The organism is Streptomyces sp. NPDC006365 (genome assembly GCF_042870755.1).
In the GTDB taxonomy this organism is placed as follows: domain Bacteria; phylum Actinomycetota; class Actinomycetes; order Streptomycetales; family Streptomycetaceae; genus Streptomyces; species Streptomyces xiangluensis.
In genome coordinates this window covers 697,873-720,227 of record NZ_JBIAHS010000002.1, presented here as the reverse complement: position 1 = coordinate 720,227, position 22,355 = coordinate 697,873, and the positions used below count along the sequence as shown (strand labels likewise).

At 68.1% G+C, this 22,355-nt stretch carries 19 protein-coding genes and 2 pseudogenes; 8 read left to right on the top strand and 13 right to left on the bottom strand.

Going from position 1 to position 22,355, the window contains the following annotated elements; translation table 11 throughout:
• Positions 1-121: 121 nt before the first annotated feature.
• The 6 genes from ACFYO0_RS08315 to ACFYO0_RS08290 all read right to left on the bottom strand — a co-directional run bounded on the left by ACFYO0_RS08315 (position 122) and on the right by ACFYO0_RS08290 (position 4,612).
• Positions 122-862: a Tellurium resistance gene (locus ACFYO0_RS08315; protein ID WP_388672484.1), complete on the bottom strand. Its 741-nt coding sequence runs from the start codon at positions 860-862 to the stop codon at positions 122-124.
• Between the two features lie 126 nt (positions 863-988).
• The gene (locus tag ACFYO0_RS08310; protein WP_388672482.1) at positions 989-2,131 is read right to left on the bottom strand and encodes a DUF475 domain-containing protein; all 1,143 of its coding nucleotides are present in this window, start codon (positions 2,129-2,131) and stop codon (positions 989-991) included.
• Positions 2,132-2,180: 49 nt separating this feature from the next.
• Positions 2,181-2,756: a TerD family protein gene (locus tag ACFYO0_RS08305; protein ID WP_119104410.1), complete on the bottom strand. Its 576-nt coding sequence runs from the start codon at positions 2,754-2,756 to the stop codon at positions 2,181-2,183.
• Between the two features lie 124 nt (positions 2,757-2,880).
• Complete coding sequence (locus ACFYO0_RS08300; RefSeq protein ID WP_386356559.1) at positions 2,881-3,456, bottom strand: TerD family protein; 576 nt, start codon at positions 3,454-3,456, stop codon at positions 2,881-2,883.
• A gap of 113 nt (positions 3,457-3,569) precedes the next feature.
• Positions 3,570-4,028, bottom strand: a complete 459-nt coding sequence (locus tag ACFYO0_RS08295) for a peroxiredoxin (RefSeq protein ID WP_388672479.1) — start codon at positions 4,026-4,028, stop codon at positions 3,570-3,572.
• Between the two features lie 146 nt (positions 4,029-4,174).
• Positions 4,175-4,612, bottom strand: coding sequence for a DUF3052 domain-containing protein (locus ACFYO0_RS08290; protein ID WP_328771960.1), 438 nt, complete (start codon positions 4,610-4,612; stop codon positions 4,175-4,177).
• 479 nt (positions 4,613-5,091) lie between these two features.
• On the opposite strand from ACFYO0_RS08290, the gene aceE reads away from it, so the two are divergent.
• Both aceE and ACFYO0_RS08280 read left to right on the top strand, forming a co-directional pair.
• Positions 5,092-7,839: a pyruvate dehydrogenase (acetyl-transferring), homodimeric type gene (aceE, locus tag ACFYO0_RS08285; protein WP_388672476.1), complete on the top strand. Its 2,748-nt coding sequence runs from the start codon at positions 5,092-5,094 to the stop codon at positions 7,837-7,839.
• A 448-nt stretch (positions 7,840-8,287) separates the two neighbouring features.
• The gene (locus ACFYO0_RS08280) at positions 8,288-9,043 is read left to right on the top strand and encodes a potassium channel family protein (RefSeq protein WP_388672474.1); all 756 of its coding nucleotides are present in this window, start codon (positions 8,288-8,290) and stop codon (positions 9,041-9,043) included.
• A 70-nt stretch (positions 9,044-9,113) separates the two neighbouring features.
• Here the strand turns inward: ACFYO0_RS08280 and ACFYO0_RS08275 are convergent, their stop codons facing one another.
• Positions 9,114-9,422 carry a small hydrophobic protein gene (locus tag ACFYO0_RS08275; protein ID WP_388672472.1) on the bottom strand — a complete coding sequence of 103 codons (309 nt, stop codon included), beginning with the start codon at positions 9,420-9,422 and terminating at the stop codon, positions 9,114-9,116.
• A gap of 279 nt (positions 9,423-9,701) precedes the next feature.
• The gene (locus tag ACFYO0_RS08270; protein ID WP_388672471.1) at positions 9,702-11,324 is read right to left on the bottom strand and encodes an MFS transporter; all 1,623 of its coding nucleotides are present in this window, start codon (positions 11,322-11,324) and stop codon (positions 9,702-9,704) included.
• A 155-nt stretch (positions 11,325-11,479) separates the two neighbouring features.
• Here ACFYO0_RS08270 and ACFYO0_RS08265 point away from each other — a divergent pair, with 155 nt between their 5' ends.
• The 4 genes and pseudogenes from ACFYO0_RS08265 (at position 11,480) to ACFYO0_RS08250 (ending at position 15,107) form a co-directional block, all read left to right on the top strand.
• Positions 11,480-12,118 (top strand): TetR family transcriptional regulator, encoded by a 639-nt coding sequence (locus tag ACFYO0_RS08265; RefSeq protein ID WP_388672468.1) that lies wholly within the window; start codon positions 11,480-11,482, stop codon positions 12,116-12,118.
• 161 nt (positions 12,119-12,279) lie between these two features.
• Positions 12,280-13,500 carry an alpha/beta hydrolase gene (locus tag ACFYO0_RS08260; RefSeq protein WP_388672466.1) on the top strand — a complete coding sequence of 407 codons (1,221 nt, stop codon included), beginning with the start codon at positions 12,280-12,282 and terminating at the stop codon, positions 13,498-13,500.
• Positions 13,501-13,558: 58 nt separating this feature from the next.
• Entirely contained in the window at positions 13,559-14,431 is an 873-nt protein-coding gene (locus ACFYO0_RS08255) for a DUF4429 domain-containing protein (protein WP_388672772.1), read from the top strand.
• Between the two features lie 21 nt (positions 14,432-14,452).
• Positions 14,453-15,107 (top strand): annotated as a pseudogene (locus tag ACFYO0_RS08250) (LuxR C-terminal-related transcriptional regulator).
• A 237-nt stretch (positions 15,108-15,344) separates the two neighbouring features.
• On the opposite strand, the gene ACFYO0_RS08245 reads toward ACFYO0_RS08250, so the two are convergent.
• Both ACFYO0_RS08245 and ACFYO0_RS08240 read right to left on the bottom strand, forming a co-directional pair.
• Positions 15,345-16,361, bottom strand: coding sequence for an aldo/keto reductase (locus ACFYO0_RS08245; protein WP_388672464.1), 1,017 nt, complete (start codon positions 16,359-16,361; stop codon positions 15,345-15,347).
• Positions 16,361-16,825: a MerR family transcriptional regulator gene (locus ACFYO0_RS08240; RefSeq protein ID WP_388672462.1), complete on the bottom strand. Its 465-nt coding sequence runs from the start codon at positions 16,823-16,825 to the stop codon at positions 16,361-16,363. Before ACFYO0_RS08240 ends, ACFYO0_RS08245 begins: the two co-directional genes overlap by 1 nt.
• Positions 16,826-16,922: 97 nt before the next feature.
• On the opposite strand from ACFYO0_RS08240, the gene ACFYO0_RS08235 reads away from it, so the two are divergent.
• Both ACFYO0_RS08235 and ACFYO0_RS08230 read left to right on the top strand, forming a co-directional pair.
• Complete coding sequence (locus tag ACFYO0_RS08235; RefSeq protein ID WP_388672460.1) at positions 16,923-17,393, top strand: GNAT family N-acetyltransferase; 471 nt, start codon at positions 16,923-16,925, stop codon at positions 17,391-17,393.
• A 19-nt stretch (positions 17,394-17,412) separates the two neighbouring features.
• A complete protein-coding gene (locus ACFYO0_RS08230) occupies positions 17,413-18,228 on the top strand; it encodes a serine hydrolase domain-containing protein (RefSeq protein ID WP_388672458.1) in 816 nt (271 codons plus the stop codon).
• Here ACFYO0_RS08230 and ACFYO0_RS08225 read toward each other — a convergent pair.
• From ACFYO0_RS08225 to ACFYO0_RS08215, 3 genes and pseudogenes are all read right to left on the bottom strand, one after another.
• Entirely contained in the window at positions 18,200-20,467 is a 2,268-nt protein-coding gene (locus ACFYO0_RS08225; RefSeq protein ID WP_388672456.1) for an MMPL family transporter, read from the bottom strand. The genes ACFYO0_RS08230 and ACFYO0_RS08225 overlap by 29 nt on opposite strands.
• A gap of 138 nt (positions 20,468-20,605) precedes the next feature.
• Complete coding sequence (locus ACFYO0_RS08220; RefSeq protein ID WP_194049506.1) at positions 20,606-21,175, bottom strand: maleylpyruvate isomerase N-terminal domain-containing protein; 570 nt, start codon at positions 21,173-21,175, stop codon at positions 20,606-20,608.
• Positions 21,176-21,228: 53 nt separating this feature from the next.
• Positions 21,229-22,330: pseudogene (locus ACFYO0_RS08215) on the bottom strand (IS630 family transposase).
• Between the last annotated feature and the right edge of the window lie 25 nt (positions 22,331-22,355).

The window sequence follows — 22,355 nt, the reverse complement described above, 5'->3', positions numbered from 1 at the left end:
AGCGGAGCCAGATCCCGATGACGCGAGAAGCCCGGGCCGGGGTCCGTGCCGGATGATGCTTGTCTCTCTGTGCCCCGGCAGGATTCGAACCTGCGACACCCGCCTTAGGAGAGAGCGGTGCTCAACGGTCGGCCTTCGCCTTGTAACCGCGCCCCCACTGGAGCCCCCACCCATAGAGCCGGTCGAGTTCGGCCTGAAACCCGTACACGAACTTCACCTCGCGCCGCACGATCAGCTCGTTCTTGACGTTCTCGATCATGACCACCGCGCAGGAACGGGCCTGCGGGTGGCGCTCGTCGAGGCCGACCTCGATCCGCGGGCCGTTGCTGGGATAGAGCGTCACGATGGCGTGCGTACGGTCGAAGGCCGGGGTCTGGTCGTAGATGTAGACGAAGACCAGGAGCCGCTTGATCTGCTCCCGGTGGTCGAGGTTGATGAAGATCGTCTCGCCCGAGCCCGAGCCGAAGCGGTCGTCGCCGCTGAGTTTCACGTACGGCGCTGCGTTGAGCTCTCCGTAGAAGCCGCCCAGCGGCTGTACGACGCCCTTGGTGCCGTCCGTCAGCTCGTACAGGCACCCCAGGTCGAGGTCGACGTTGACCATGCTCTCGGTGTGCGCCTGTACCACTTCGGGCTTGAACGCCTGGAAGGGATGGCGCAGCAGGCTGTCGCGCCGGCCGCCGCTTATGTCGGAGGTGCGCATACGCCAGGACAGGTTGATCCGCAGATTGCCGGTGGCCGCGCCCTGTTTGGTGAGCGAGACCGTCTGGTTCCGCTTGGTCAGCGTGATGGCGTTGGTCGCCGCGCTCCCCGAATCGAACTGCGTCGATCGCCCACCACGCCACAGACCGTCCCAGAAGCTCATTCCACCCCCACGGTTAGGTGTCCACCCCGACGAATACAGACGAATACAGTAGATACGACGACGGGGCGGCCATGAGGACTTCCTCGTGGCCGCCCCGCCTCAGAGCGTTCCTCAACAGGAGGGTCGTCACACCCCGGACGAGATTTCGGCCTTGTCCGAGGCGTCAGCTTTTCCCTCGGCGGCCGCCAGTTCGCGGTTACGGCGGACCGAGGACCAGAAGGACCAGGCGATCAGGACGACGCCGATGAGACCGGTGATGATCTCGTTGATCTCGTACTGGATGGTGATCAGCAGGATCGTGGCGAGCGCGCCGATCGCGTAGTGCGCGCCGTGCTCCAGGTAGACGTAGTCGTCGAGCGTGCCCTCGCGGACCAGGTAGACCGTGAGCGACCGGACGTACATGGCGCCGATGCCGAGGCCGAGGGCCATCAGCACGATGTCGTTGGTGATGGCGAAGGCGCCGATGACACCGTCGAAGGAGAACGAGGCGTCCAGAACCTCCAGGTAGAGGAACATGAAGAAGGCCGCCTTGCCGGCCAGCGCCACCGCGGAGACCGGCTTCCCGGCCTTCTTGGCCTCCTCCTCCGCTTCGTGTTCGCGCTCCTCCGATTCCTCCAGGCGGTTCTCGAAGAAGCCGGAGAGACCGCCCACGACCAGGTACGTGACAAGACCGGCGACACCGGAGAGCAGTACCGTCTCCGCCTTGTCGGCGGTCCCGGCGTGCAGATGCGCGCTCTTGGCGAAGGTCAGCGAGGTGATCAGGAGGACGATCAGTGCGATGCAGGCCGAGAGCATGTCGACCTTGCCGAGCTTGGACAGCGGGCGCTCGATCCAGCCCAGCCACTTGATGTCACGGTCCTCGAAGATGAAGTCGAGGAAGATCATCAGGAGGAACATCCCGCCGAAGGCCGCGATCGACGGGTGGGCGTCGGTCACCAACTCCTCATAGTGGTCCGGTTCGTTCAACGCCAGGTCGACGGCCTCGATGGGGCCGAGCGAGGCGCTGACCGCCACGATCACCACGGGGAAGACCAGCCGCATTCCGAAGACGGCGATCAGAATGCCGATGGTGAGGAAGATCTTCTGCCAGAAGGCATTCATCTTCTTCAGGATCCCGGCGTTGACCACCGCGTTGTCGAAGGACAGCGAGATCTCGAGGATGGACAGGATCAGCACGATCCCGAACGCGCCCCATCCGCCGAACAGCACCGCTGCGACGAGGCCGAGCGCGGTGACCGCGAACGACCAGCCGAAGGTTTTCAGAACCACTGGCTACCCAATCATCTGTGTACGGGTCTCCCCCGCGCCGTGCGCGGCTTTACGAAACGTTGACTCCGAAGTCTAGAGCGATGCCTCGCAGCCCCGACGCGTACCCCTGACCCACGGCCCGGAACTTCCACTCCGCGCCATATCGGTAGACCTCACCGAAGATCATCGCGGTCTCCGTGGAGGCGTCCTCGGACAGGTCGTAGCGGGCCAGCTCCTGGCCGTCGGCCTGGTTGACGACACGGATGAAGGCGTTGCTGACCTGGCCGAAGGTCTGGCCGCGGTTGTCGGCATCATGGATCGAGACCGGAAAGATGATCTTGTCGACGTTGGCTGGCACCTTGGAGAGGTCGATCAGGATCGACTCGTCGTCGCCGTCGCCCTCGCCGGTGAGGTTGTCGCCGGTGTGCTCGACCGAGCCGTCCGGGCTCTTGAGCTGGTTGTAGAAGATGAACCACTCATCACCGAGCACCCGCCCCGAGTTGCACAGCAGCGCGCTGGCATCGAGGTCGAAGGGGGCTCCGGTGGTGGAGCGCGCATCCCAGCCGAGCCCGATCATCACCTGTGTGAGGTTCGGTGCGGCCTTGGAGAGGGAGACATTGCCCCCCTTGGCGAGCGTGACGCCCATGTTCCTGTTCCTCCCCGGTCAAGCCTTCGGTTGTCGAGCACGTCCGGCGCCGCACTCGTAGTGTGCGGCGCCGGACTGGAGGTGAAGCGGCAGGTCCTGCCCTGTGTGACAGCGACCGAAAGGCTCAGACGTTGACGCCGAAGTCCTGCGCGATACCGCGCAGGCCCGAGGCGTAACCCTGGCCGATGGCGCGGAACTTCCACTCCGCGCCGTGACGGTACAACTCGCCGAAGACCATCGCGGTCTCCGTCGAGGCATCCTCGGAGAGGTCGTACCGGGCGATCTCCGCCTCGCCCGCCTGGTTCACGACGCGGATGAACGCGTTGCGGACCTGGCCGAACGACTGCTGACGGTTCTCGGCGTCGTAGATCGAGACCGGGAACACGATCTTGTCGACGTCGGCCGGAACCGTGGCGAGGTTGACCTTGATCTGCTCGTCGTCACCCTCTCCCTCACCGGTGATGTTGTCACCGGTGTGCTCGACCGAGCCGTCCGGGCTCTTCAGGTTGTTGAAGAACACGAAGTTGGCGTCGCTGGTGACCTTGCCGTCCGTGCCCGCCAGGATGGCGCTGGCATCAAGGTCGAAGTCGGTGCCGGTGGTGGTACGGACGTCCCACCCCAGACCGATGATGACCGCGGTAAGGCCCGGCGCCTCCTTCGAAAGCGATACGTTGCCGCCCTTGCTGAGGCTGACTCCCACGAGTCCTCCCAATGGTGTCCAGGGGCGGGGAGCCCCGTAGTGCATTGCTATCGGATCAACGTGTCGATCCTAGTGAGGGGTTCCCTGTTGACGCAGGCCCTGCGCCCGAAGAATCAAAGAGTGTCTAGCGCCTTCACGTACTCGTTCAGATCACGCGCGTCCGGCAGACCGTTCACCACGGTCCAGCGGACGACGCCCTCCTTGTCGATGATGAAGGTCCCGCGCACCGCACAGCCCTTGTCCTCGTCGAAGACGCCGTAAGCCCGCGAGACCTCACCGTGCGGCCAGAAGTCGGACAGCAGCGGGTACTCCAGCCCCTCCTGCTCGCCGAAGACGCGCAGCGTGTGGATGGAGTCGTTGGACACCGCGAGCAGCTGGGTCTCACGGTCGGCGAACTTCGGCAGGTTGTCGCGCAGGGCACACAGCTCTCCGGTGCACACCCCGGTGAAGGCGAAGGGATAGAAGAGCAGAACGACGTTCTTGGCTCCGCGGAAGTCGGAGAGCATCACGGTGGCGCCGTGGTTGTCCTTGAGCTCGAAGTCCGGGGCCTTGTCGCCGACCTCGATCGCCATAGTCCTGCCATCCCTTCCTGGGGGTTAGTCGGGCAGGTCCACCTTACGATCACGGGGGCTCCGCCCCCAGGCCCCCCGAAAAACCCCGGAGGGGCCCGCGCAAGCGGGCCCCTCCGGTTTACGAGAACGCTCAGCCCAGCAGAGCGTCACCTCTTGGACTTGGCCGCCTTCGGCGTAGCCAAGCGGCTACCACTCCAGTCCTTGCCCACGCTGATGCTCTTGGTCTGGGACAGCCCCGCGGTCGTCGCGGCTTCGGCGATATCGCTCGGCTCCACGTAGCCGTCACGGCCGGTCTTCGGCGTCAGCAGCAGAATGCCGCCGCCCTCCTCGACGTACGTGGTGGCATCCACCAGCGCATCAGTCAGGTCGCCGTCGTCGTCACGGAACCAGAGCACCACGGCGTCGGCGACGTCGTCGTACTCCTCGTCCACGAGCTCGCTGCCGATCACTTCCTCAATGGCCTCGCGGAGCTCCTGGTCGACGTCGTCGTCGAAGCCGATCTCCTGGACCACCTGCTCGGGCTGGAATCCCAGCCTGGCGGCCAGGCTCGTCCGCTCCTCCGCGTGGTCCGCGGTCGCGCTCACGGGTTGCCTCCTGATCATGTTTGGTAAAGGTTCAAGCCACGCGCGTGCGCGAAGCATTGGCCGTAGTCCACACGGGCGGGACGGATCGCGCAAGTACCCGGCCGTCGAGACCGCCGAAACGGTGACGATCCTGGCGGTGTCGCCGCAACTCCAGACAGCCAATCACGACTCCAGGTGACGCACACCACGGCGATCTGCCCGCTTTGTGAATTTCGGAACCCTTCGAGGGTACGGGACTCGAATGGCTTTGCGGACCGCGTCGCGGGCCGGGCGTATTGTTGCGATTCGCCGGGCTCATCCCCGGGGAACCGGGTGAACGTCCCGGTTACCCCTCGGTAGAGGTGACGTTTCCGTTTCCGAGGTACACGATGGGGATCGGTGCGAGCCCCGAGGACAGCGGCGAGAACACCGAGCAAGGACCCAGCAGAGCCGAGCAGAAGAACCGAGAAGAACGGCCTCCCTGAAAGCGAAGGAACAGCGTGGCTTCCGGACCCGATCGCAACCCGATCATCATTGGCGGCCTTCCGAGTCAGGTACCTGACTTCGATCCCGAAGAGACCCAGGAGTGGCTCGATTCCCTCGATGCCGCTGTCGACCAGCGCGGCCGGGAGCGAGCCCGGTATCTGATGTTGCGCCTGATCGAGCGGGCCCGCGAGAAGCGCGTGGCCGTGCCCGAGATGCGCAGCACGGACTACGTCAACACCATCGCCACCAAGGACGAGCCGTTCTTCCCCGGTAACGAGGAGATCGAGCGCAAGATCCTGAACGCGACCCGGTGGAACGCGGCCGTGATGGTGTCCAGGGCCCAGCGCCCCGGCATCGGCGTCGGCGGTCACATCGCCACCTTCGCCTCCTCCGCCTCGCTGTACGACGTGGGCTTCAACCACTTCTTCCGCGGCAAGGACGAGGGCGACGGCGGCGACCAGGTCTTCTTCCAGGGCCATGCCTCGCCGGGCATCTACGCACGCGCGTTCATGCTCGACCGCCTCTCCGAGCGGCAGCTCGACGGCTTCCGCCAGGAGAAGTCGAAGTATCCGGACGGACTGTCCAGCTACCCGCACCCCCGCTCGATGCCCGACTTCTGGGAGTTCCCGACCGTCTCCATGGGCCTCGGCCCGCTGGGCGCGATCTTCCAGGCGCGGATGAACCGCTATATGGAGGCGCGCGGCATCGCGGACACGTCCAAGTCCCATGTGTGGGCCTTCCTCGGCGACGGCGAGATGGACGAGCCGGAGTCGCTCGGCCAGCTGTCGATCGCCGCACGCGAGGGTCTCGACAACCTGACCTTCGTCGTCAACTGCAACCTCCAGCGACTCGACGGGCCCGTACGCGGCAACGGCAAGATCATCCAGGAGCTGGAGTCGCAGTTCCGGGGCGCCGGCTGGAACGTGATCAAGCTGGTCTGGGACCGCACCTGGGACCCGCTGCTCGCCCAGGACCGCGACGGCGTGCTGGTCAACAAGCTGAACACCACGCCGGACGGCCAGTTCCAGACGTACGCGACCGAGACCGGTGCGTACATCCGCAAGCACTTCTTCGGCGACGACCACCGGCTGCGCGCGATGGTCGAGAACATGACCGACGACCAGATCCTGCACCTGGGCCGCGGCGGTCACGACCACAAAAAGATCTTCGCCGCGTACTCGGCTGCCCGTGCCCACAAGGGGCAGCCGACCGTGATCCTGGCGCAGACGGTCAAGGGCTGGACACTCGGCCCGAACTTCGAGGGCCGTAACGCCACGCACCAGATGAAGAAGCTGACGGTCGCCGACCTCAAGGGTTTCCGCGACCGGCTCCACCTGCCGATCTCCGACAAGGAACTGGAGGAGGGCCCGCCGCCCTACTACCACCCGGGCCGCGACTCGGAAGAGCTCCAGTACATGCACGACCGCCGCCAGGGCCTGGGCGGTTACGTCCCGACCCGCGTCGTGCGCTCGAAGCCGCTCGCGCTGCCCGAGGACAAGACGTACGCGAGCGTGAAGAAGGGCTCGGGTCAGCAGTCGATCGCCACGACCATGGCGTTCGTGCGACTGCTGAAGGACCTCATGCGGGACAAGGAAATCGGCAAGCGGTTCGTACTGATCGCGCCGGACGAGTACCGCACGTTCGGCATGGACTCGTTCTTCCCGAGCGCGAAGATCTACAACCCGCTGGGGCAGCAGTACGAGGCCGTCGACCGCGATCTGCTGCTCGCGTACAAGGAGTCGCCGACCGGGCAGATGCTGCACGACGGCATCTCCGAGGCGGGCTGTACGGCCTCGCTGATCGCGGCGGGTTCGGCGTACGCGACGCACGGTGAACCGCTGATCCCGGTGTACGTCTTCTACTCGATGTTCGGGTTCCAGCGCACCGGTGACCAGTTCTGGCAGATGGCCGACCAGTTGGCGCGCGGGTTCGTACTGGGTGCGACGGCCGGGCGTACGACGCTGACCGGTGAAGGCCTGCAGCACGCGGACGGGCACTCGCAGTTGCTGGCCTCGACGAATCCGGGCTGTGTCGCGTACGACCCGGCGTACGGCTTCGAGATCGCGCACATCGTGAAGGACGGGCTGCGCCGGATGTACGGCTCCTCCGAGGAGCACCCGCACGGCGAGGACGTCTTCTACTACCTCACCGTCTACAACGAGCCGATCCAGCACCCGTCCGAACCCGAGAACGTGGACGTCGAGGGCATCCTCAAGGGCATCCACCGCTTCTCGGCAGGCACTTCGGGCTCCATTCCGGCGCAGATCATGGCGTCCGGTGTCGCGGTGCCGTGGGCCGTCGAGGCGCAGAAGATCCTTGCCGAGGAGTGGAACGTCAAGGCGGACGTCTGGTCGGCGACCTCCTGGAACGAGCTGCGGCGCGATGCTGTGTCGGTGGAGGAGCACAATCTCCTCCACCCCGAGGAGGAGCAGCGAGTTCCGTATGTGACGCAGAAGTTGTCGGGCGCCGAGGGGCCGTTCGTGGCCGTTTCCGACTGGATGCGGTCGGTTCCGGACCAGATCTCGCGCTGGGTGCCCGGTACGTACCAGTCCCTGGGGGCGGACGGCTTCGGCTTCGCGGACACCCGCGGGGCGGCTCGCCGTTACTTCCACATCGACGCCCAGTCGATCGTGGTCGCGGTCCTCACGGAGCTCGCCCGCGAGGGGAAGGTCGATCGCTCGGCCCTCAAGCAGGCCGTCGACCGGTATCAGCTGCTGGATGTTTCGGCGGCGGATCCCGGGGCGGCGGGCGGCGACGCGTAAGCGCTCCGCTCGGGGTGCCGGTTCCAGGGTGCGTCCCTTGACCGGAGGTTCGTTGTGGCTGGTCGCGCAGTTCCCCGCGCCCCTGGCGGGGCGCTCCCGGAGCCGCCGGTCATCATGCTCACCAGCCACAACGGACCCGTCGCCCTCCCACCGGCGGGAGGGGACGTGGGTCGATGCGTCGTATGCCCGTCGCGTAGGTTCTGTCTCAGGCCGCCTGCGCCCTGTGTCAGCAAAGGGCCGTATGCCCTGTTGGCGACGGGCTGACGCACCGGCCCGCGGCCCCGACCCACCACGCACCCAAGGGGCGCGGGGCTGTGACATCAGCGGCTCCGCCGCGATGGGGGTCCCCCCGCTCGAGCGGAGCCGAGAGTGGGGGAGCGAGCAACCACAACACACCCGCACAAGACAACGAACCCCCCTACTCAACCGCCGGAGGCAACCCGCGGACATGGACGAGAGATCGGCCCAACTTCGTTGGGAGCGGCGTACTCAGCAGCCGTTGATGGGGATGGCGGTGGTGTTCGCCGTCGCCTATGCGGTGCCGATCGTGTGGCCCGATGCCAGTCGGGGCGTGACGGGCGCGTGTGACGTGGTCGAGTGGGTGGTGTGGGGAGCCTTCTCCCTCGACTACCTCGTACGGCTCGCACTGGCCGAGCAACGGGGCGAGTTCGTGCGTACGCACTGGCTCGACCTGTGCGCCGTACTGCTGCCGCTGATTCAGCCACTACGGCTGCTCAGGGTCGTGGCCACGGTGCTGCTCGTCGGGCAGCGGGCCAGGATGGCCACGCAGATCCGGCTCACCACGTACGTCGCGGGCGCCGTGGTGGCGCTGATGATGTTCGGCTCGCTCGCCGTACTGTCCGTCGAACGGGAGTCGCCGGACGGCAACATCAAGTCGATGGGTGACGCGATGTGGTGGTCGTTCACCACGATGACGACCGTCGGCTACGGCGACCACGCGCCGACGACCGGCCTCGGCCGCGTGATCGCGGTCGGGCTGATGCTCTCCGGGATCGCCCTGCTCGGTGTCGTCACCGCCAATATCGCGGCCTGGTTCATCGCCCGGTTCGAGTCGGACGACGTGGAGGAGCGACGGCAGACGGCCGCGATAGAGGCTCTCGCGGAGGAGGTAAGGGCGCTGCGCGCCCAGGTCGCCGCGCTGTCCGAGCCCTCGGGGAAGGTCCCCGAGAAAGGCCGTACATAGGGCCCGTATACAGGTGACCGCCCCGCGCCACTGACGGACGCGGGGCTCCCTCACGTCCCGCGGACCGCGATCAGAACATTCCGGCCGCGGGAGTGGCTGCCCCGGCGAGCCAGACGATCGCCAGGACCGTGTCGATCGTGCCCAGCACCACGGCGATCAGTGCCGGTACCGGGCGGGCGCCGCTCCAGCTGCGTCCCATGGCGAGCCAGCCGCAGGCGATCGCCACCGGGCCGAGAACGATGCCCAGTGTGAAGAAGCCGGCGACCGCGCAGATGGCTCCGATGATTCCGAGCGTCGCGCGATCCGGCCCACTCCGTGACCACGTCCGGCTACGTGAGCGGGGGTGCTTGCGCGTGGTGTGTCCGAAGCCCGCCATCATCAACTCCCTGGTATTTGCTGCCGGTTCGGGCTCGATGCGGCGAGTACCCCGGTACGTGGTCCCTAGACACGTTCCCTGGGACCAAAGTTGAATCCGCGGCGCGCCATCCCCCTCCGGCGGCGCGCCGCGGCCTGCCCCGACTGCCGTGGCGTACGGATCAGTTGGACCACTCTGACCGCCGAAAGGACCGTACGAAAGTCGTACGGACATCTGTCACCCTGATAGGCGAACACCCCACCGGGTGTACCCGACAAGGCGTCAGACACGGCGGACCGCTGCCTAGATGTGCCCCGCCCCCGGACCGGCGGCGTCCGCGTTGGCGCCGCGCTTGGTGAGGAAGGCGACGAGGACCGCGACGGCGGCGACTCCGGCGGCGACCAGGCTGGCCAAGCTCATACCGGAGATGAACGTGTCGTGGGCGACGTCCGTGATCTTCTCCGCGATCGGGGCCGGAGTGTCCGGCGGCACCGGCGCGGCACCGACCTGGACCGCCTCGGAGGCCTGGTGGAGCTGGGCCTCGTTGAGCGGCGGAAGCTTGGCGTCCGCCCAGTTGCCCGCGAGGTCGTTGTCGACCTTGGAGGCCATCACGGCGCCGAGAACCGCCGTACCGAGGCTGCCGCCGATCTGCATGGCCGCCTGCTGGAGACCGCCGGCGACACCGGAGAGCTCCATCGGCGCGTTGCCCACGATGACTTCGGTGGCGCCGACCATGACGGGCGCGAGTCCGAGGCCGAGGAGGGCGAACCAGATCGACATGACGGCGCTGCCGGTGCCCTTCTCCAGCGTCGACATGCCGTACATGGCGATGGCCGTGCACGCCATGCCGCCCGCGAGCGGGATGCGCGGCCCCACCTTGGTGATCATGGCGCCCGCGAGGGGCGAGCCGACGATCATCATGCCGGTGAGCGGAAGCAGGTGGAGGCCCGCATCGATGGGGCTCATGCCGTGCACGTTCTGCAGGTAGAAGGTGACGAAGAAGAGGCCGCCCATGAAGGCGATGGCCATCAGCACCATCAGGACCACACCGGCCGAGAGCGGTACGGAACGGAACAGGGCCAGCGGGATGAGCGGTTCCCTGACCTTCGTCTCCCAGAGCGCGAACAGGGCGAAGCCGAGCACGGAGACGCCCAGGAACGTCCACGTCATACCGTCACCCCAGCCCCACTCGGGGGCCTTGATGAGTGCCCAGACCAGGCAGAACATGGCGCCGGACAACAGCCCGATGCCGAGCAGGTCGAAGGAACGCGGCGCGTTCTTGGCGCGGTGGTCGGTGAGGATCACCACGCCGAGGACGACGGCCAGAATGCCGACGGGGACGTTGATGAAGAAGACGGACTGCCAGTTGACGTTCTCCACCAGCACGCCGCCGAGGATCGGACCGCCCGCGGTGGAGGCGCCGATCACCATGCCCCAGATACCGATGGCCATGTTCAGCTTCTCGGCGGGGAAGGTGGCCCTCAGCAGTCCGAGCGCGGCCGGCATCAGCAGTGCGCCGAACAGGCCCTGGAAGACGCGGAACGTCACGACCATGGCGATGGAGCTGGACAGTCCGATGACGCCCGAGGCCGCCGCGAAGCCCACGACGCCTATGAGGAAGGTCTGCCGGTGTCCGAACCGGTCGCCGAGCTTGCCCGCCGTGATCAGCGTGACGGCGAGCGCGAGGAAGTACGCGTTGGTGATCCACTGAACGTCGGCGAAGGTGGCGCCCAGGTCCGTGGCGATGGCCGGGTTGGCGATGGCCACGATGGTGCCGTCGAGGGCGACCATCATGACGCCTACGGCCACGGTGATGAGGGTCAACCAGGGGTGGCCGCGAAGCCCCCGGTCCGTTTTCCGGTCCGCCGGGACGACTGGCGTCTTGTCCCCCGAGCCCGTCGTGTCGACAGTGGTCTGACTAGTCATGCGTTCGAGGCTAATGACAGCCACTGACACTTGACAAACCAATTCACAAGTCGGTAACTGTCACGTCACTCACGGATAGGGTGAGCTGGACAAATAGGCTTGGGAGCGAACAAGGCTTGCTGCGATCAGTTCGGACAGTCCAGAAGGGAGGGCCCATGAACACGCTGCCCCGGCCCGGGCTGCGCGAGCGCAAGAAGCAGCGGACCAGGGACGCGCTGGTGCGGGCCGCTCTGGAGCTGTTCACGAGCAAGGGGTACGAGCGGACGACGGTCGACGAGATCGCCGAAGCCGTCGATGTGTCACAGCGCACGTTCTTCCGTTACTTCGCGGGCAAGGAGGAGGCAGCCTTCGCGGTCCTGGAGATGGCGGAGGCGCACTTCCTCGACCTGGTGCGCGAACGCCCGCCGCAGGAGAGCCCGTTGGAGGCGTTGCGCCGGGCCGTCCTGGAGAACTGGGACACCCTGAACGAGACCATCGAGAGCGTCATCCCGGTCGAACTGCACATGCGCGCTTTCCAGCTGATCGAGTCGACGCCCACCCTGCTCGCCGTCCATCTGCGCCGCACCGCGGAGTTGGAGGAGAAGCTCGCGCGACTGATCGCCGAGCGTGAGGGCCTGGACGTGGACGCCGATCCGCGACCGCGGGTGGCGGTGGCCGTGTTCTCGGGGGTGATGCGGGTCACCGGGCAGCGATGGAGCGCGGGCGACGACCTCAGCGTCGAGGCGATTCGCGCACTGACCACCGCTTATCTCGACCAGGTGGGGCCCGCATTGGCCAAAAACTGGAACATATAAGGCGAAACGGACGATAACGCGGCGTGACGCTTCAACTTCCCTACACAGCGTGACGCTTTAACTCCCTCTGATTCCGGATTGCCCCAAGTACCCACTGAGAAACGTGATCCCCCTCACTCGGTTAACGCGAGACACTCTTGTTCTCTTAGTGTGTCCTCCCAGTGACTTCCTTCGACTCCCCTCCTCAACTCAACGTCTGGCGCGCTCTCCTCGCTCTGGCCGTCGTCTTCGTCATGCTGGCGACCACCGGCTGGACCGTCGTACGCAACCACAGAGCTGCCGCGACGCCGCTCGAGGCCTCCCTCTCCGCCTGGGAACGCGGCAGCATCGGCGGACGCGCGCTGCCGGACCCGGGCGCCGCTCCGGCCCGCCTCGCCCGCTTCTTCGCCTCGCTCGACGTCCACCAGCGCTACCGGCTCGCCGCCCGCTATCCGCTCGCGGTCGGCAATATGAACGGGGCGCCGGTGAGACTTCGCTACCGCGCCAACCACATCGCGCTCGACGAGGCACGCGAGACCGAGCGACAACGCATGCACGACGAACGGCTCTCGCCCGCGGGCCAGCACGAGGCGGGCCGCCGTATGCATCGTTACGAGGACCTGTTGCACAAGGACCGTCAGATCCTCGCCTTCGACCCGCTGGGCGCGGGCCGGATCGCCGAGGTCTTCGGAGACCTGGGCAAAGCGCAGCGCGTCTCGGTCGTCGTTCCGGGCGTCGACACGGACGTACTGAACTTCCAGCGCACCGACCGCGAGTTCTCCGCGCCCGTCGGCATGGCGAGGTCCCTGTACCTGGAGGAGCGCGCGGCGAGCCCGAGTACGCGTACGGCCGTGATCGCCTGGGCCGACTACACGGCGCCCAGCGGGCTCGGTATGGAGGCGGCCACCGGCGTGCGCGCCGAGGAGGGCGCGGTCCGGCTCAACACGCTCGTACGGACGCTGCCGGGCCGCTCGCCCATCGCGCTGTACTGCCACAGCTACGGCTCCGTCGTCTGCGGCGTCGCCGCGGACACACTGCCGTCCCGGGTCTCCGACATAGCGGTCGCGGGCAGCCCCGGGATGCGAGTCGCGAACGCCTCGCAGCTGCACACCTCCGCACGGGTGTGGGCCACGCGGGACTCCGACGACTGGATCCAGGACGTGCCCTATATGGAGGTCGGCTGGCTCGGTCACGGCGCCGATCCGGTGTCCTCGGGATTCGGGGCGCGGGTGCTGTCCGCCTGGGGCGCGAAGGGCCACGCCGGCTATTTCGAGCCGGGTACGGAGAGCCTGCGCAACTTCGCCGAGATCGGCGTTGGCGCGTACCGGGCGGTGAGCTGCGCACACGAGGATGACGTGTGCCAGAAGGCTTTGTCCGACATGGCTGAAGCCGGACGCGCGTAGAGGACGAAGAAACCGCGGTTCGTACGGGGAGGGGACGAGGAAGCGCATGGCGCATACGATGGCCCGCATGGGTGACGTACTGGCCGGATTTCATGCCGCCTGGGAGTTCGAGTCCGACTCCGTGCTCATCCGCTTCGAACGGGGGATCCGTACGCCGAAGCTCTTCCAGGCGCTCGGCGAGCGCCGTATCCCCATCGAGGCGATCGCGGCGGTGACGCTGACCCCGGGCAGGCGGGGGACCGTCGTTCTGCGCGCCGAACCGAGACCGGGCGCGGATCCGCTGATGGAGGTGGCGGCGGGACAGCTCAAGGAAGCGTGCGACCCCTACCGTCTGGTGCTCCCCGGCGATCGCGAGACACTCGCCGAGTACTACGCCGACGAACTGCGGGCCCGGCTCGTGCCCGACGACGCGGCCGTGGCGGAGCGCTATCTGGTGAACGCGCCCGAGACGCCGCTGCAGTTCAAGGCGTACGACGGGAAGGCCTCCTTCGACGGCAAGTCGGTGTCCTTCCGCTGGTTCTGGACGGGTGCCTCGTCCGCCAAGTGGAAGGCCGGCGACCAGAGTTTCGCGGTCTCGGAGCTGAGCGGCGTCGAATGGCGCTCGCCCGAGGTCTTCGAGGGCCATCTGCGGCTGCTGCACCGCGAAACGTCCGTCGTCCAGCCCGCGCAGGCCGACCAGGACCCGGCGGCGGTCGTCTTCGGCCTCGGTTACGGGCCCGTGCACGAGTCGCTGCCCTTCGCGGCCTCGGTCCTCGCGGCGGTACGCGCGGCCGGGCCCCCGGCGAAGAGTGACGGCGCCCCGTCCGCCCGGCACCGCGATCCCGCGGACATCGCCGACCGGATCCGGCACCTTGGTGAGCTGCACCAGGCGGGGCTGGTGACGGACGAGGAGTTCACGTCGAAGAAGGCGGAGTTGCTGGCGGAGTTGTGACTCGTCGTCATACCGCTCGTCATGGTCCGCGCCGGTTTCGCGGCCCTGCCGGCAGCGCAGAGCGATATCGAAGTGGTGGGCGAGGCGGCGGACGGCAGCAAGGGCGTCGAACTGGCCCGTGGCACGCGCCCCGACGTCGTCCTCAGGGACGTACGGATGCCGGAGATGGACGGTCTGGCCGCGGCGCGCTGCTGGACCCGCGGGAGGGGCACGAGGATCGCGAGGACGCCGTGAGCCGGCCGAAGGTGCTGATGCTCACCACCTTCGACGCGGACGACTACGTCTACGAGGCCCTGCGCGCCGGAGCCTCCGGATTCCTGCTCAAGGACGCGCCGCCCGCCGATCTGATCGCGGCGGTGCGTGTGGTGGCCGCCGGGGACGCGTTGCTCGCCCCGAAGGTGACACGCCGTCTCTCGCGGACTTCGCGCAGCAGCGACCCGCGCCGCGCAGGAAACCGGCCGTCCAACCGGAGGGCCTGACGCCGCGTGAGACGGAGGTGCTGGAGCTGGTGGCCCGCGGGCTGTCCAACCAGGAGATAGCGGACCACCTGGTGCTGGCCGAGCAGACGGTGAAGACCCACATAGGCCGCGTACTGGCGAAGCTGGACCTCCGCGATCGCGCGCGGGCCGTGATCTTCGCCTATGAGTCGGGGCTGGTCACGCCCGGCGACCGGTAGGGCAGGCCGGGCGTGACCAGCGGTGCTGGACTCGTCCCGCGAAGTGGTGGAGCGCCTCGGAGTGTGTGACTCCGCAGGTCACGGCCCGCGCCGGTGGGCGCTCCGGCAGAGCGCCGCTTCCCCGCCGCTGCGAGCGGCGCGGAGGTGGCCGAGGAGCTCCTGACGGCGTTCACCGCGGAGTCGGTCAAAACAGCGGTGCGGATTCCTACGCCACTTCGCGGGACGCGACCGCGATGCTCACTCGCGGCCCGCCGAGGTGAACGTCATGTCGGCGTACCGGGTTCCGGCCACCTTGGAGGCGATCGGCTCCAGCAGAGCGATGTCATCCTCGCTGAGGACGATGCGGGTGGCCGCCACGTTCTCCTCGACGCGGCTGCGCTTGCGGGTGCCCGGGATCGGTACGACCGGCAGCCCGTGCATCTCCGCCTGCTGCTGCACCCACGCCAGCGCGATCTGCCCGAGCGAGGCGCTGTGGGAGTCGGCGACCGCCCGTATCGGCTCCAGGAGGGCCACATTGGCGGCCGCGTTCTCGCCCGTGAAGCGGGGCTGCATACGGCGGAAGTCGTCGGCGGTCAGGTCCTTCTCGGCGTTGGCGAAGGAGCCCGTGAGGAAACCGCGGCCGAGCGGCGAGTACGGCACCAGGGCCACGCCCAGCTCACGGGCGGCCGGTACGACGCCGGCCTCGATGTCGCGGCTGAACAACGACCACTCCGACTGCACGGCCGCGATCGGATGCACGGCCTGCGCCGCGCGCAGCTCGCCGCCCGTGACTTCGCTGAGCCCAAGGTGCTTGACCTTGCCCTCGCGCACCAGCTCGGCCATGACCCCGACGGTCTCCTCGATGGGGACGCTCGGGTCGCGGCGGTGCATGTAATAGAGGTCGATCACGTCGACGTCCAGGCGCTTCAGGCTCGCCTCGACCGCCTGGCGGATGTACGGCGGGTCATTGCGGATGATGCGCTTCGTCGGCTCGTCCGGCGGGATCGCCAGGGCGAACTTCGTCGCGATGACGACTTCGTCGCGGTGGGCCTTGAAGAACGGGGACAGGAACTTCTCGTTCTCGCCCTGGCCGTAGGCATCGGCGGTGTCATAGTGCGTCACGCCCAGTTCCAGCGCGCGCTCCAGGGTGGCCCGTGCCTCGTCGGCGTCCGTCGGGCCGTACGCGAAGCTCATCCCCATGCAGCCGAGGCCCTGTACGCCGACCTCGGGGCCGCCCGTGCCGAGTCCCACCTTCGCGATCTTGCTGTCCGTCATCAGGACCTCTCCGACGCCAGGGCACGCCCGGCGTCCGCGTAGAAATTGATCTTTCGGTCGAGTACCGCGAGCGTGTCCTGGAGTTCGGCGATCCGGGACAGGACGTCCTCCCGGGTCGCCTTCAGGAGCTCGAAGCGGTCGCCATAGGTGTGGTCGCCCTCGCGCACCAGCTCCGCGTACCGCACCATGTCGGCGACCGGCATGCCGGTCAGCCGGAGCTTGCCGACGAGGTCGAGCCAGTCCAGGTCGCGGTTGCTGTAGCGGCGCTGGCCGGTGTGCGAGCGGTCGATGTGCGGCATCAGCCCGATGCGCTCGTACCAGCGCAGGGTGTGCGCCGTCAGACCGGTGAAGGCGACGACCTCGCTGATCGTGTACTTGTCCTGTCCGTCCGCGCGTCGATCGACCTGCCGCGGGCCGGCGCAACTGTCGGTCCTGGTAGTACTCGTGGTCTCCATCACCGTCATGGCACCCACGCTAAAACCTTGGAGTGCGCTCCAAGCAAGCGAATATGGTGAGAAAACCGGAGGACGTGGCGTGAGCGCGGTGGTTAGCGTGCGGGACATGAGTCTCGTACGACGTGCCACGGTCGAGGACGCGGAGGAAGTGCTCCGGCTGCGTCAGGTGATGATCGACTCGGTCTTCACCGCGGACGGTTCAACCGAGTGGCACGCCGAGTCCCTGCCCACCGTACGCGCCAGACTCGCCGATGCGGACGGGGACTTCGCGGCCTTCGTCGTCGACCACCCCGACCGGCCGGACGCGCTCGCGGCGCTCGTCGTCGGGACCCTCGAGTACCGGATCGGGCGGGCGGGCAATCCGCGCGGCTGCGTGGGGTACGTCTTCAGCGTGGCCACCGACCCGGGCGCGCGGCGCCGCGGCTACGCGCGCGCGTGCATGGAGAGCCTCCTCGACTGGTTCCGCGAGAAGGGCGCCGCCCAGGTCGATCTGAACGCCTCCGCCGAGGCCGAGCCGCTGTACGCGTCGCTGGGCTTCGTACGCAAGCCCGACCCCTCGATGCGGCTGACGCTGTGAGCCGCATAACCTCGTACGCATGTCTCTGCACAGCCTGGCGTTGATCGAGAACTGGCCGGTGCCCTCCGCCGCCGCGGCCGTCGTACGCGCGGACGGCACCGTCCTCGGGTCGTACGGCGCGACCGGGCACCGCTTCCCACTGGCCTCGGTCACCAAGCCGCTCGCCGCGTACGCCGTGCTGGTCGCGTACGAGGAAGGGGCGATCGAGCTGGACGAACCAGCGGGCCCGCCCGGCTCCACGGTCCGCCATCTCCTCGCCCACACCTCCGGGCTCGCCTTCGACGAGCACCGGGTGACGACGGTGCCCGGGGAGCGGCGGCTGTACTCCAACGCGGGGTTCGAGGCGCTGGGAGACCACGTCGCCAAGGCGACGGACATCTCGTTCGCGGACTACGCCCGGCAGGCGGTGCTGGAGCCGCTGGGGATGACGTCGACGACGCTCGACGGCTCGCCCGCCAAGGACGGCGTCTCGACCGTCGACGACCTGGTCCGCTTCGCGGCCGAGGTGCAGGCGCCGCGTCTCCTCGACCCGCGGACGGTCGCCGAGGCGATGACGGTCCAGTACCCCGGCACGAAGGGCGTTCTTCCGGGGTACGGCCACCAGAACCCCAACGACTGGGGCCTGGGCTTCGAGATACGCGACTCCAAGTCCCCCCACTGGACGGGCAGTTCGTCCTCGCCGCGGACCTTCGGTCACTTCGGCCAGTCGGGCACGTTCCTGTGGATCGATCCGGACGCGCGCGCGGCCTGCGTCGCGCTGACGGACCGGGCGTTCGGGCCCTGGGCGATCGAGACGTGGCCGGTGTTCACGGACGCGGTACTGACTGAGGTGTAGCGCGGTCAGCGCGTTCAGCCGCGAGGGTCTCGCCCTCTCCCTCCATGTCGATGTGCGGCAGGATCTTGTCCAGCCACCGGGGCGTCCACCAGGCGTGCCGGCCCAGCAGGGTCAGTACCGCGGGCACCATGAGCAGGCGGACCACCGTGGCGTCGATGAGCACGCTGACTGCGAGGCCCAGGCCCAGCATCTTGACCACGATGTTGTCGCTGACGATGAAGGCCGCGAAGACGCTCACCATGATCAGTGCCGCGCAGGTGATCACGCGCGCGGTGATCTCCAGCGCATGGGCGACCGAGGCCTTGGCGTCCCCCGTGCGCAGCCACGCCTCGTGCACGCGGGACAGCAGGAAGATCTCGTAGTCCATGCTCAGTCCGAAGATGATGGCGAACATCATCATCGGCACATAGCTCTCGATGGGCACCTTGCCGTTGACGCCCAGCGCGGGCCCGCCCCAGCCCCACTGGAAGACGGCGACGACGACGCCGTACGAGGCCGCGATCGACAGGACGTTGAGAATGGCCGCCTTGAGGGCCACGAGCAGGCCGCGGAAGACCGCGAGGACGATCAGGAAGGCCAGGGCGACCACCACGCCGATGATCAGCGGCAGCCGGCTCGCGACGATGTCGCGGAAGTCGACCTGCACGGCCGTCGTCCCGGTGACGTAGCCCTTGGCGTCGGTGCCGGAGACCGCGGCGGGCAGGGTGTCGTCGACGAGTCGGTTGGTGAGGTCTGTGGTGTCCGCGTTCTGCGGGGACTCGGCGGAGTAGGCGGTGCCGACCAGGACGTCCCCGTCCTGCGTCGGCGTGAGCGGCGTGACGAAGGAGGTTCCGGACTCGTCGTTCAGGGCCTGCTGGGCCTTTGACGCGAGGTCGGAGCGCTCTGAGTCCGGTACGGAGGTCTGGTCGATGACGACGGTGAGGGGCCCGTTGGAGCCGGGGCCGAACGCGTCGGTCATCAGGTCGTAGGCCCGCCGGTCGGTGAAGGACGTGGGGTCGGCGCCGTCGCCGATGTGGCCGAGCTGGATCGAGAAGAGGGGGATGGCCAGCACCGCGACGGTGACGACGCCGGCGCTCAGGTACCGCAGCGGATGGCGCTCCACGCGCTGGGCGTAGCGGTGCCAGGTGCCCGTGACCTCGGCGCCCGGTTCGGCGTCGGTCTCGGCGATCGGGCGGCGCACGTGCCAGCGGTCGATATGGCGGCCGATCAGCCCCAGGAGGGCGGGCACCAGGGTCAGTGCGCCGAGGACGGCCGAGACGACCGTCACGGCCGCGGCGACGCCGAGTTTGCCGATGAAGCTCACGCCGGACACCCAAAGGCCCATGAGGGCGACGATCACCGTCGTACCGGACACGAGCACCGCGCGTCCGCTGGTGGCGTTCGCGTGGCCGGCGGCGCGCACCGGGTCCGCGCCGTCCATGAGGTTCTGCCGGTGACGGGTGATCAGGAAGAGCGCGTAGTCGATGCCGACGCCGAGGCCGATCATCGTGGCGAGGGTGGGTGACACCGTCGCGAACGTGAACGCGATGGCGAGCAGCCCGAGGCAGGCGAGTCCGCCGACCACGCCGACCAACGCGGTGATCAGCGGGAGTCCGGCGGCGATCACGCTGCCGAAGCCGATGAGCAGGACGACGATGGCGACCGCGAAGCCGATCAGCTCGCTCACCCGGTCGTCGGCGTCGGGTCGCGCCAGCTCGCCCAGCGATCCGCCGTACTCGACCTCGGCGCCGGCGTCCCTGAGCGGCTCAACGGCGTCGTCGACTCCGTCGAGGTAGCCGTCGCCGAGGAGGGACGGCTGCTCGTCGAAGCGGATGGTGACGTAGGCGGTCCTCCCGTCGGAGGACACCGGGCCGACCTTCGAGGAGGTGGCGTCCAGCGGGTTCTGCACGGACAGGACGTGCGGCAGTTTCTGCAGGTCGGCGACGGTGGCCGACATCTGCGAGCCGAGCGAGGTCAGGGCCTTGTCGTCGTCGTGCAGGACGATCTGGCTGCTGTAGCCGCCGGCCTGCGGATCATGCTCCTTCAGGACGTCCAGGCCCTCTTCGGACTGCACGTCGGACAGGGCGAAGTCGTCGGAGTACGTTCCGCCGTGGAAGTGGTTCAGCGCCTGCAGCCCGCCGAGGGCCACCAGCCAGGCGACGATCACGATCACGAAGTGGTGGGCGCACCACTCCCCCAGCCGTCGCAGGCCCCCCTTCGGTGCCTTGCCCCGTCCCTCTGCGCTTTCGCGGTTGGCCATGGCCTCGGTTCTCTGCCGAGCGGGTGTCCGACCCCTTCAGTGGACACCTCTTGGATCACTTCGGCATCTCAAGCCCCACGCCTGTCCACCAGCCGCTACTAGTGCTGTGACCGCATAGGTTCACCGAGTTGAGTGCGCTCAGTCGAGCAGTGCCGCCTTCCACACCCACGACGTCCGGCGGGGCAGACCGTCCAGGTCCCCGCGTCCGGTGCACCACAGCAGCACTCGGACGGGCTCGCCGGGCGGGGCGTCGGGGAACAGTCGGTCGAGCACGGCCGCGCATAGCGGTGCCGGCGGCAGCCAGTCCACGCCCAATCCGCGGGTGATGTCGTTGGTGTGCAGCAGGATCTCGGCGACGCCCATCGCCGCGAACCCCGTTGGGTCGCACGGGCCCCAGTGCCAGGCCCGCAGGGACCGGTCGGCGGTGGCCAGCGCGCTGCCGAGTAGCCCGCCGCAGGCGGCGGCCACCTGCAGCACCTCGGCAGGCGAGGCGGTGGGTCGCACGCGCAGATCGAAGGGGAGGTAGGCGTCGGCCGGGCTCGCGGCGAGCTGGCCCGCGTAGGCGAGCAGGTCGTGGCCGATGTGCGCGGCCGTCTGCTGGCAGCTCCACTCCAGCGGGCCGGCCGGAACCGTCCAGTCCTCGCCCGTGCGAGGCCCCAGTACCTCCAGCATCTCCGCCACCGCGGCCTGAACGTCTTGGTGGTCCATGCGGTGCTCCTCGCAAGGCAGGTTGTTGTGGTGCGGCTGTGCTGTTCGTTCGTTCAGGCCGAGGCGGTGATGGGTCTGCCGCCCCAGCGGATGCCCTTCTCGCTGCGGATCCGGGCACGTTCCTTGCGCTGGGCCGCGAGGACGTCCGGGTGGCGGGCGTTGGTGTTGCGCCAGCGCAGGTAGGCATGCAGGGCCCGAGTCTGAATGGTGTGGTTGGGGTGGTGGGAGTTGGCGACGGTGAATTGCCGCAGCGGTCCGAAGTGGGCCTCGATCGGGTTGGCCCAGGAGGCATAGGTCGGGGTGAAGGACAGATCGACCCGGTTCTTCTTCGCCCAGCGCCGGATCTGCTCGCCCTTGTGGGCGGACAGGTTGTCCAGGATGACGTAGATCGGGGCGCCGTCCGGGCGGGCCGCGCGGATTGATCTGAGCGCGGCCAGGGTGTTCGCAGCGCCCTTCTTGCGGCGGTTGCCGCCCCACAGGGTGTCGTCGCCGACCGAGTAGCAGCCGTGGAAATAGCGAACTCCGTGGGTGCGGTGGTAGGTCGCGGGGTGCCGCTCGGGCCGGCCCTGCTCAGCCCAGCACGCTGAGCGGGCCGAACTCATCAAATGCGAACACGCGGTCCGGGAAGCGCTCCAGCACCTCTTCGATGCGGTCGAGCTTGGCGTCGCGCTCGGGGTCGGGCGACTCCTTCCACGTCTTGGTGCGCTGGAAGGTGACGCCGCGGCGGGCGAGCATGCACCGTAACGCCTCCCGGCCGATCCGGATCACGCGGCCGTGCACTTTCCGCAGGTAAGCGGCGAGTTTGCGGATCGACCAGCAGGTGAAGGGCTGGCCGAGCTTGGTCGGGCGGGTGGTGGCCGTCTGGACGACGAAGTCCTCGTCGTCAGGGCTGAGCAGGCGGGGACGGCCTCCCGCCCATCGAGGGTCCAGACAGGCCAGGCCGATCTCGTTGAACCGGTGGATCACATCGCGGACGGTGTCCTCATCGGCCTGTATCAGCTTCGCGATCACCGGCACCCGGTTCCCGCCCGCAGAAGCCAGCAGCATCATCGCGCGCCGAAACCGCACCGAACTGGTGCTTCCCCGGCGCACGATCTGCTGCAGCTTCTGCCCTTCCTGGTCGGTCAACCTGCGCACACGGACAGGCTCAGCCACCACACCCCCAGCAGTCGAATCGAAC

What these genes read in the sequence shown, in the direction of transcription:
- ACFYO0_RS08315 (WP_388672484.1), bottom strand. Translation starts at nt 862, where the DNA reads ATGAGCTTCTGGGACGGTCTGTGGCGTGGTGGGCGATCGACGCAGTTC.
- ACFYO0_RS08305 (WP_119104410.1), bottom strand. Translation starts at nt 2,756, where the DNA reads ATGGGCGTCACGCTCGCCAAGGGGGGCAATGTCTCCCTCTCCAAGGCC.
- ACFYO0_RS08295 (WP_388672479.1), bottom strand. Translation starts at nt 4,028, where the DNA reads ATGGCGATCGAGGTCGGCGACAAGGCCCCGGACTTCGAGCTCAAGGAC.
- ACFYO0_RS08280 (WP_388672474.1), top strand. Translation starts at nt 8,288, where the DNA reads ATGGACGAGAGATCGGCCCAACTTCGTTGGGAGCGGCGTACTCAGCAG.
- ACFYO0_RS08275 (WP_388672472.1), bottom strand. Translation starts at nt 9,422, where the DNA reads ATGATGGCGGGCTTCGGACACACCACGCGCAAGCACCCCCGCTCACGT.
- ACFYO0_RS08270 (WP_388672471.1), bottom strand. Translation starts at nt 11,324, where the DNA reads ATGACTAGTCAGACCACTGTCGACACGACGGGCTCGGGGGACAAGACG.
- ACFYO0_RS08265 (WP_388672468.1), top strand. Translation starts at nt 11,480, where the DNA reads ATGAACACGCTGCCCCGGCCCGGGCTGCGCGAGCGCAAGAAGCAGCGG.
- ACFYO0_RS08255 (WP_388672772.1), top strand. Translation starts at nt 13,559, where the DNA reads ATGGCCCGCATGGGTGACGTACTGGCCGGATTTCATGCCGCCTGGGAG.
- ACFYO0_RS08245 (WP_388672464.1), bottom strand. Translation starts at nt 16,361, where the DNA reads ATGACGGACAGCAAGATCGCGAAGGTGGGACTCGGCACGGGCGGCCCC.
- ACFYO0_RS08240 (WP_388672462.1), bottom strand. Translation starts at nt 16,825, where the DNA reads ATGACGGTGATGGAGACCACGAGTACTACCAGGACCGACAGTTGCGCC.
- ACFYO0_RS08235 (WP_388672460.1), top strand. Translation starts at nt 16,923, where the DNA reads ATGAGTCTCGTACGACGTGCCACGGTCGAGGACGCGGAGGAAGTGCTC.
- ACFYO0_RS08230 (WP_388672458.1), top strand. Translation starts at nt 17,413, where the DNA reads ATGTCTCTGCACAGCCTGGCGTTGATCGAGAACTGGCCGGTGCCCTCC.
- ACFYO0_RS08225 (WP_388672456.1), bottom strand. Translation starts at nt 20,467, where the DNA reads ATGGCCAACCGCGAAAGCGCAGAGGGACGGGGCAAGGCACCGAAGGGG.
- ACFYO0_RS08220 (WP_194049506.1), bottom strand. Translation starts at nt 21,175, where the DNA reads ATGGACCACCAAGACGTTCAGGCCGCGGTGGCGGAGATGCTGGAGGTA.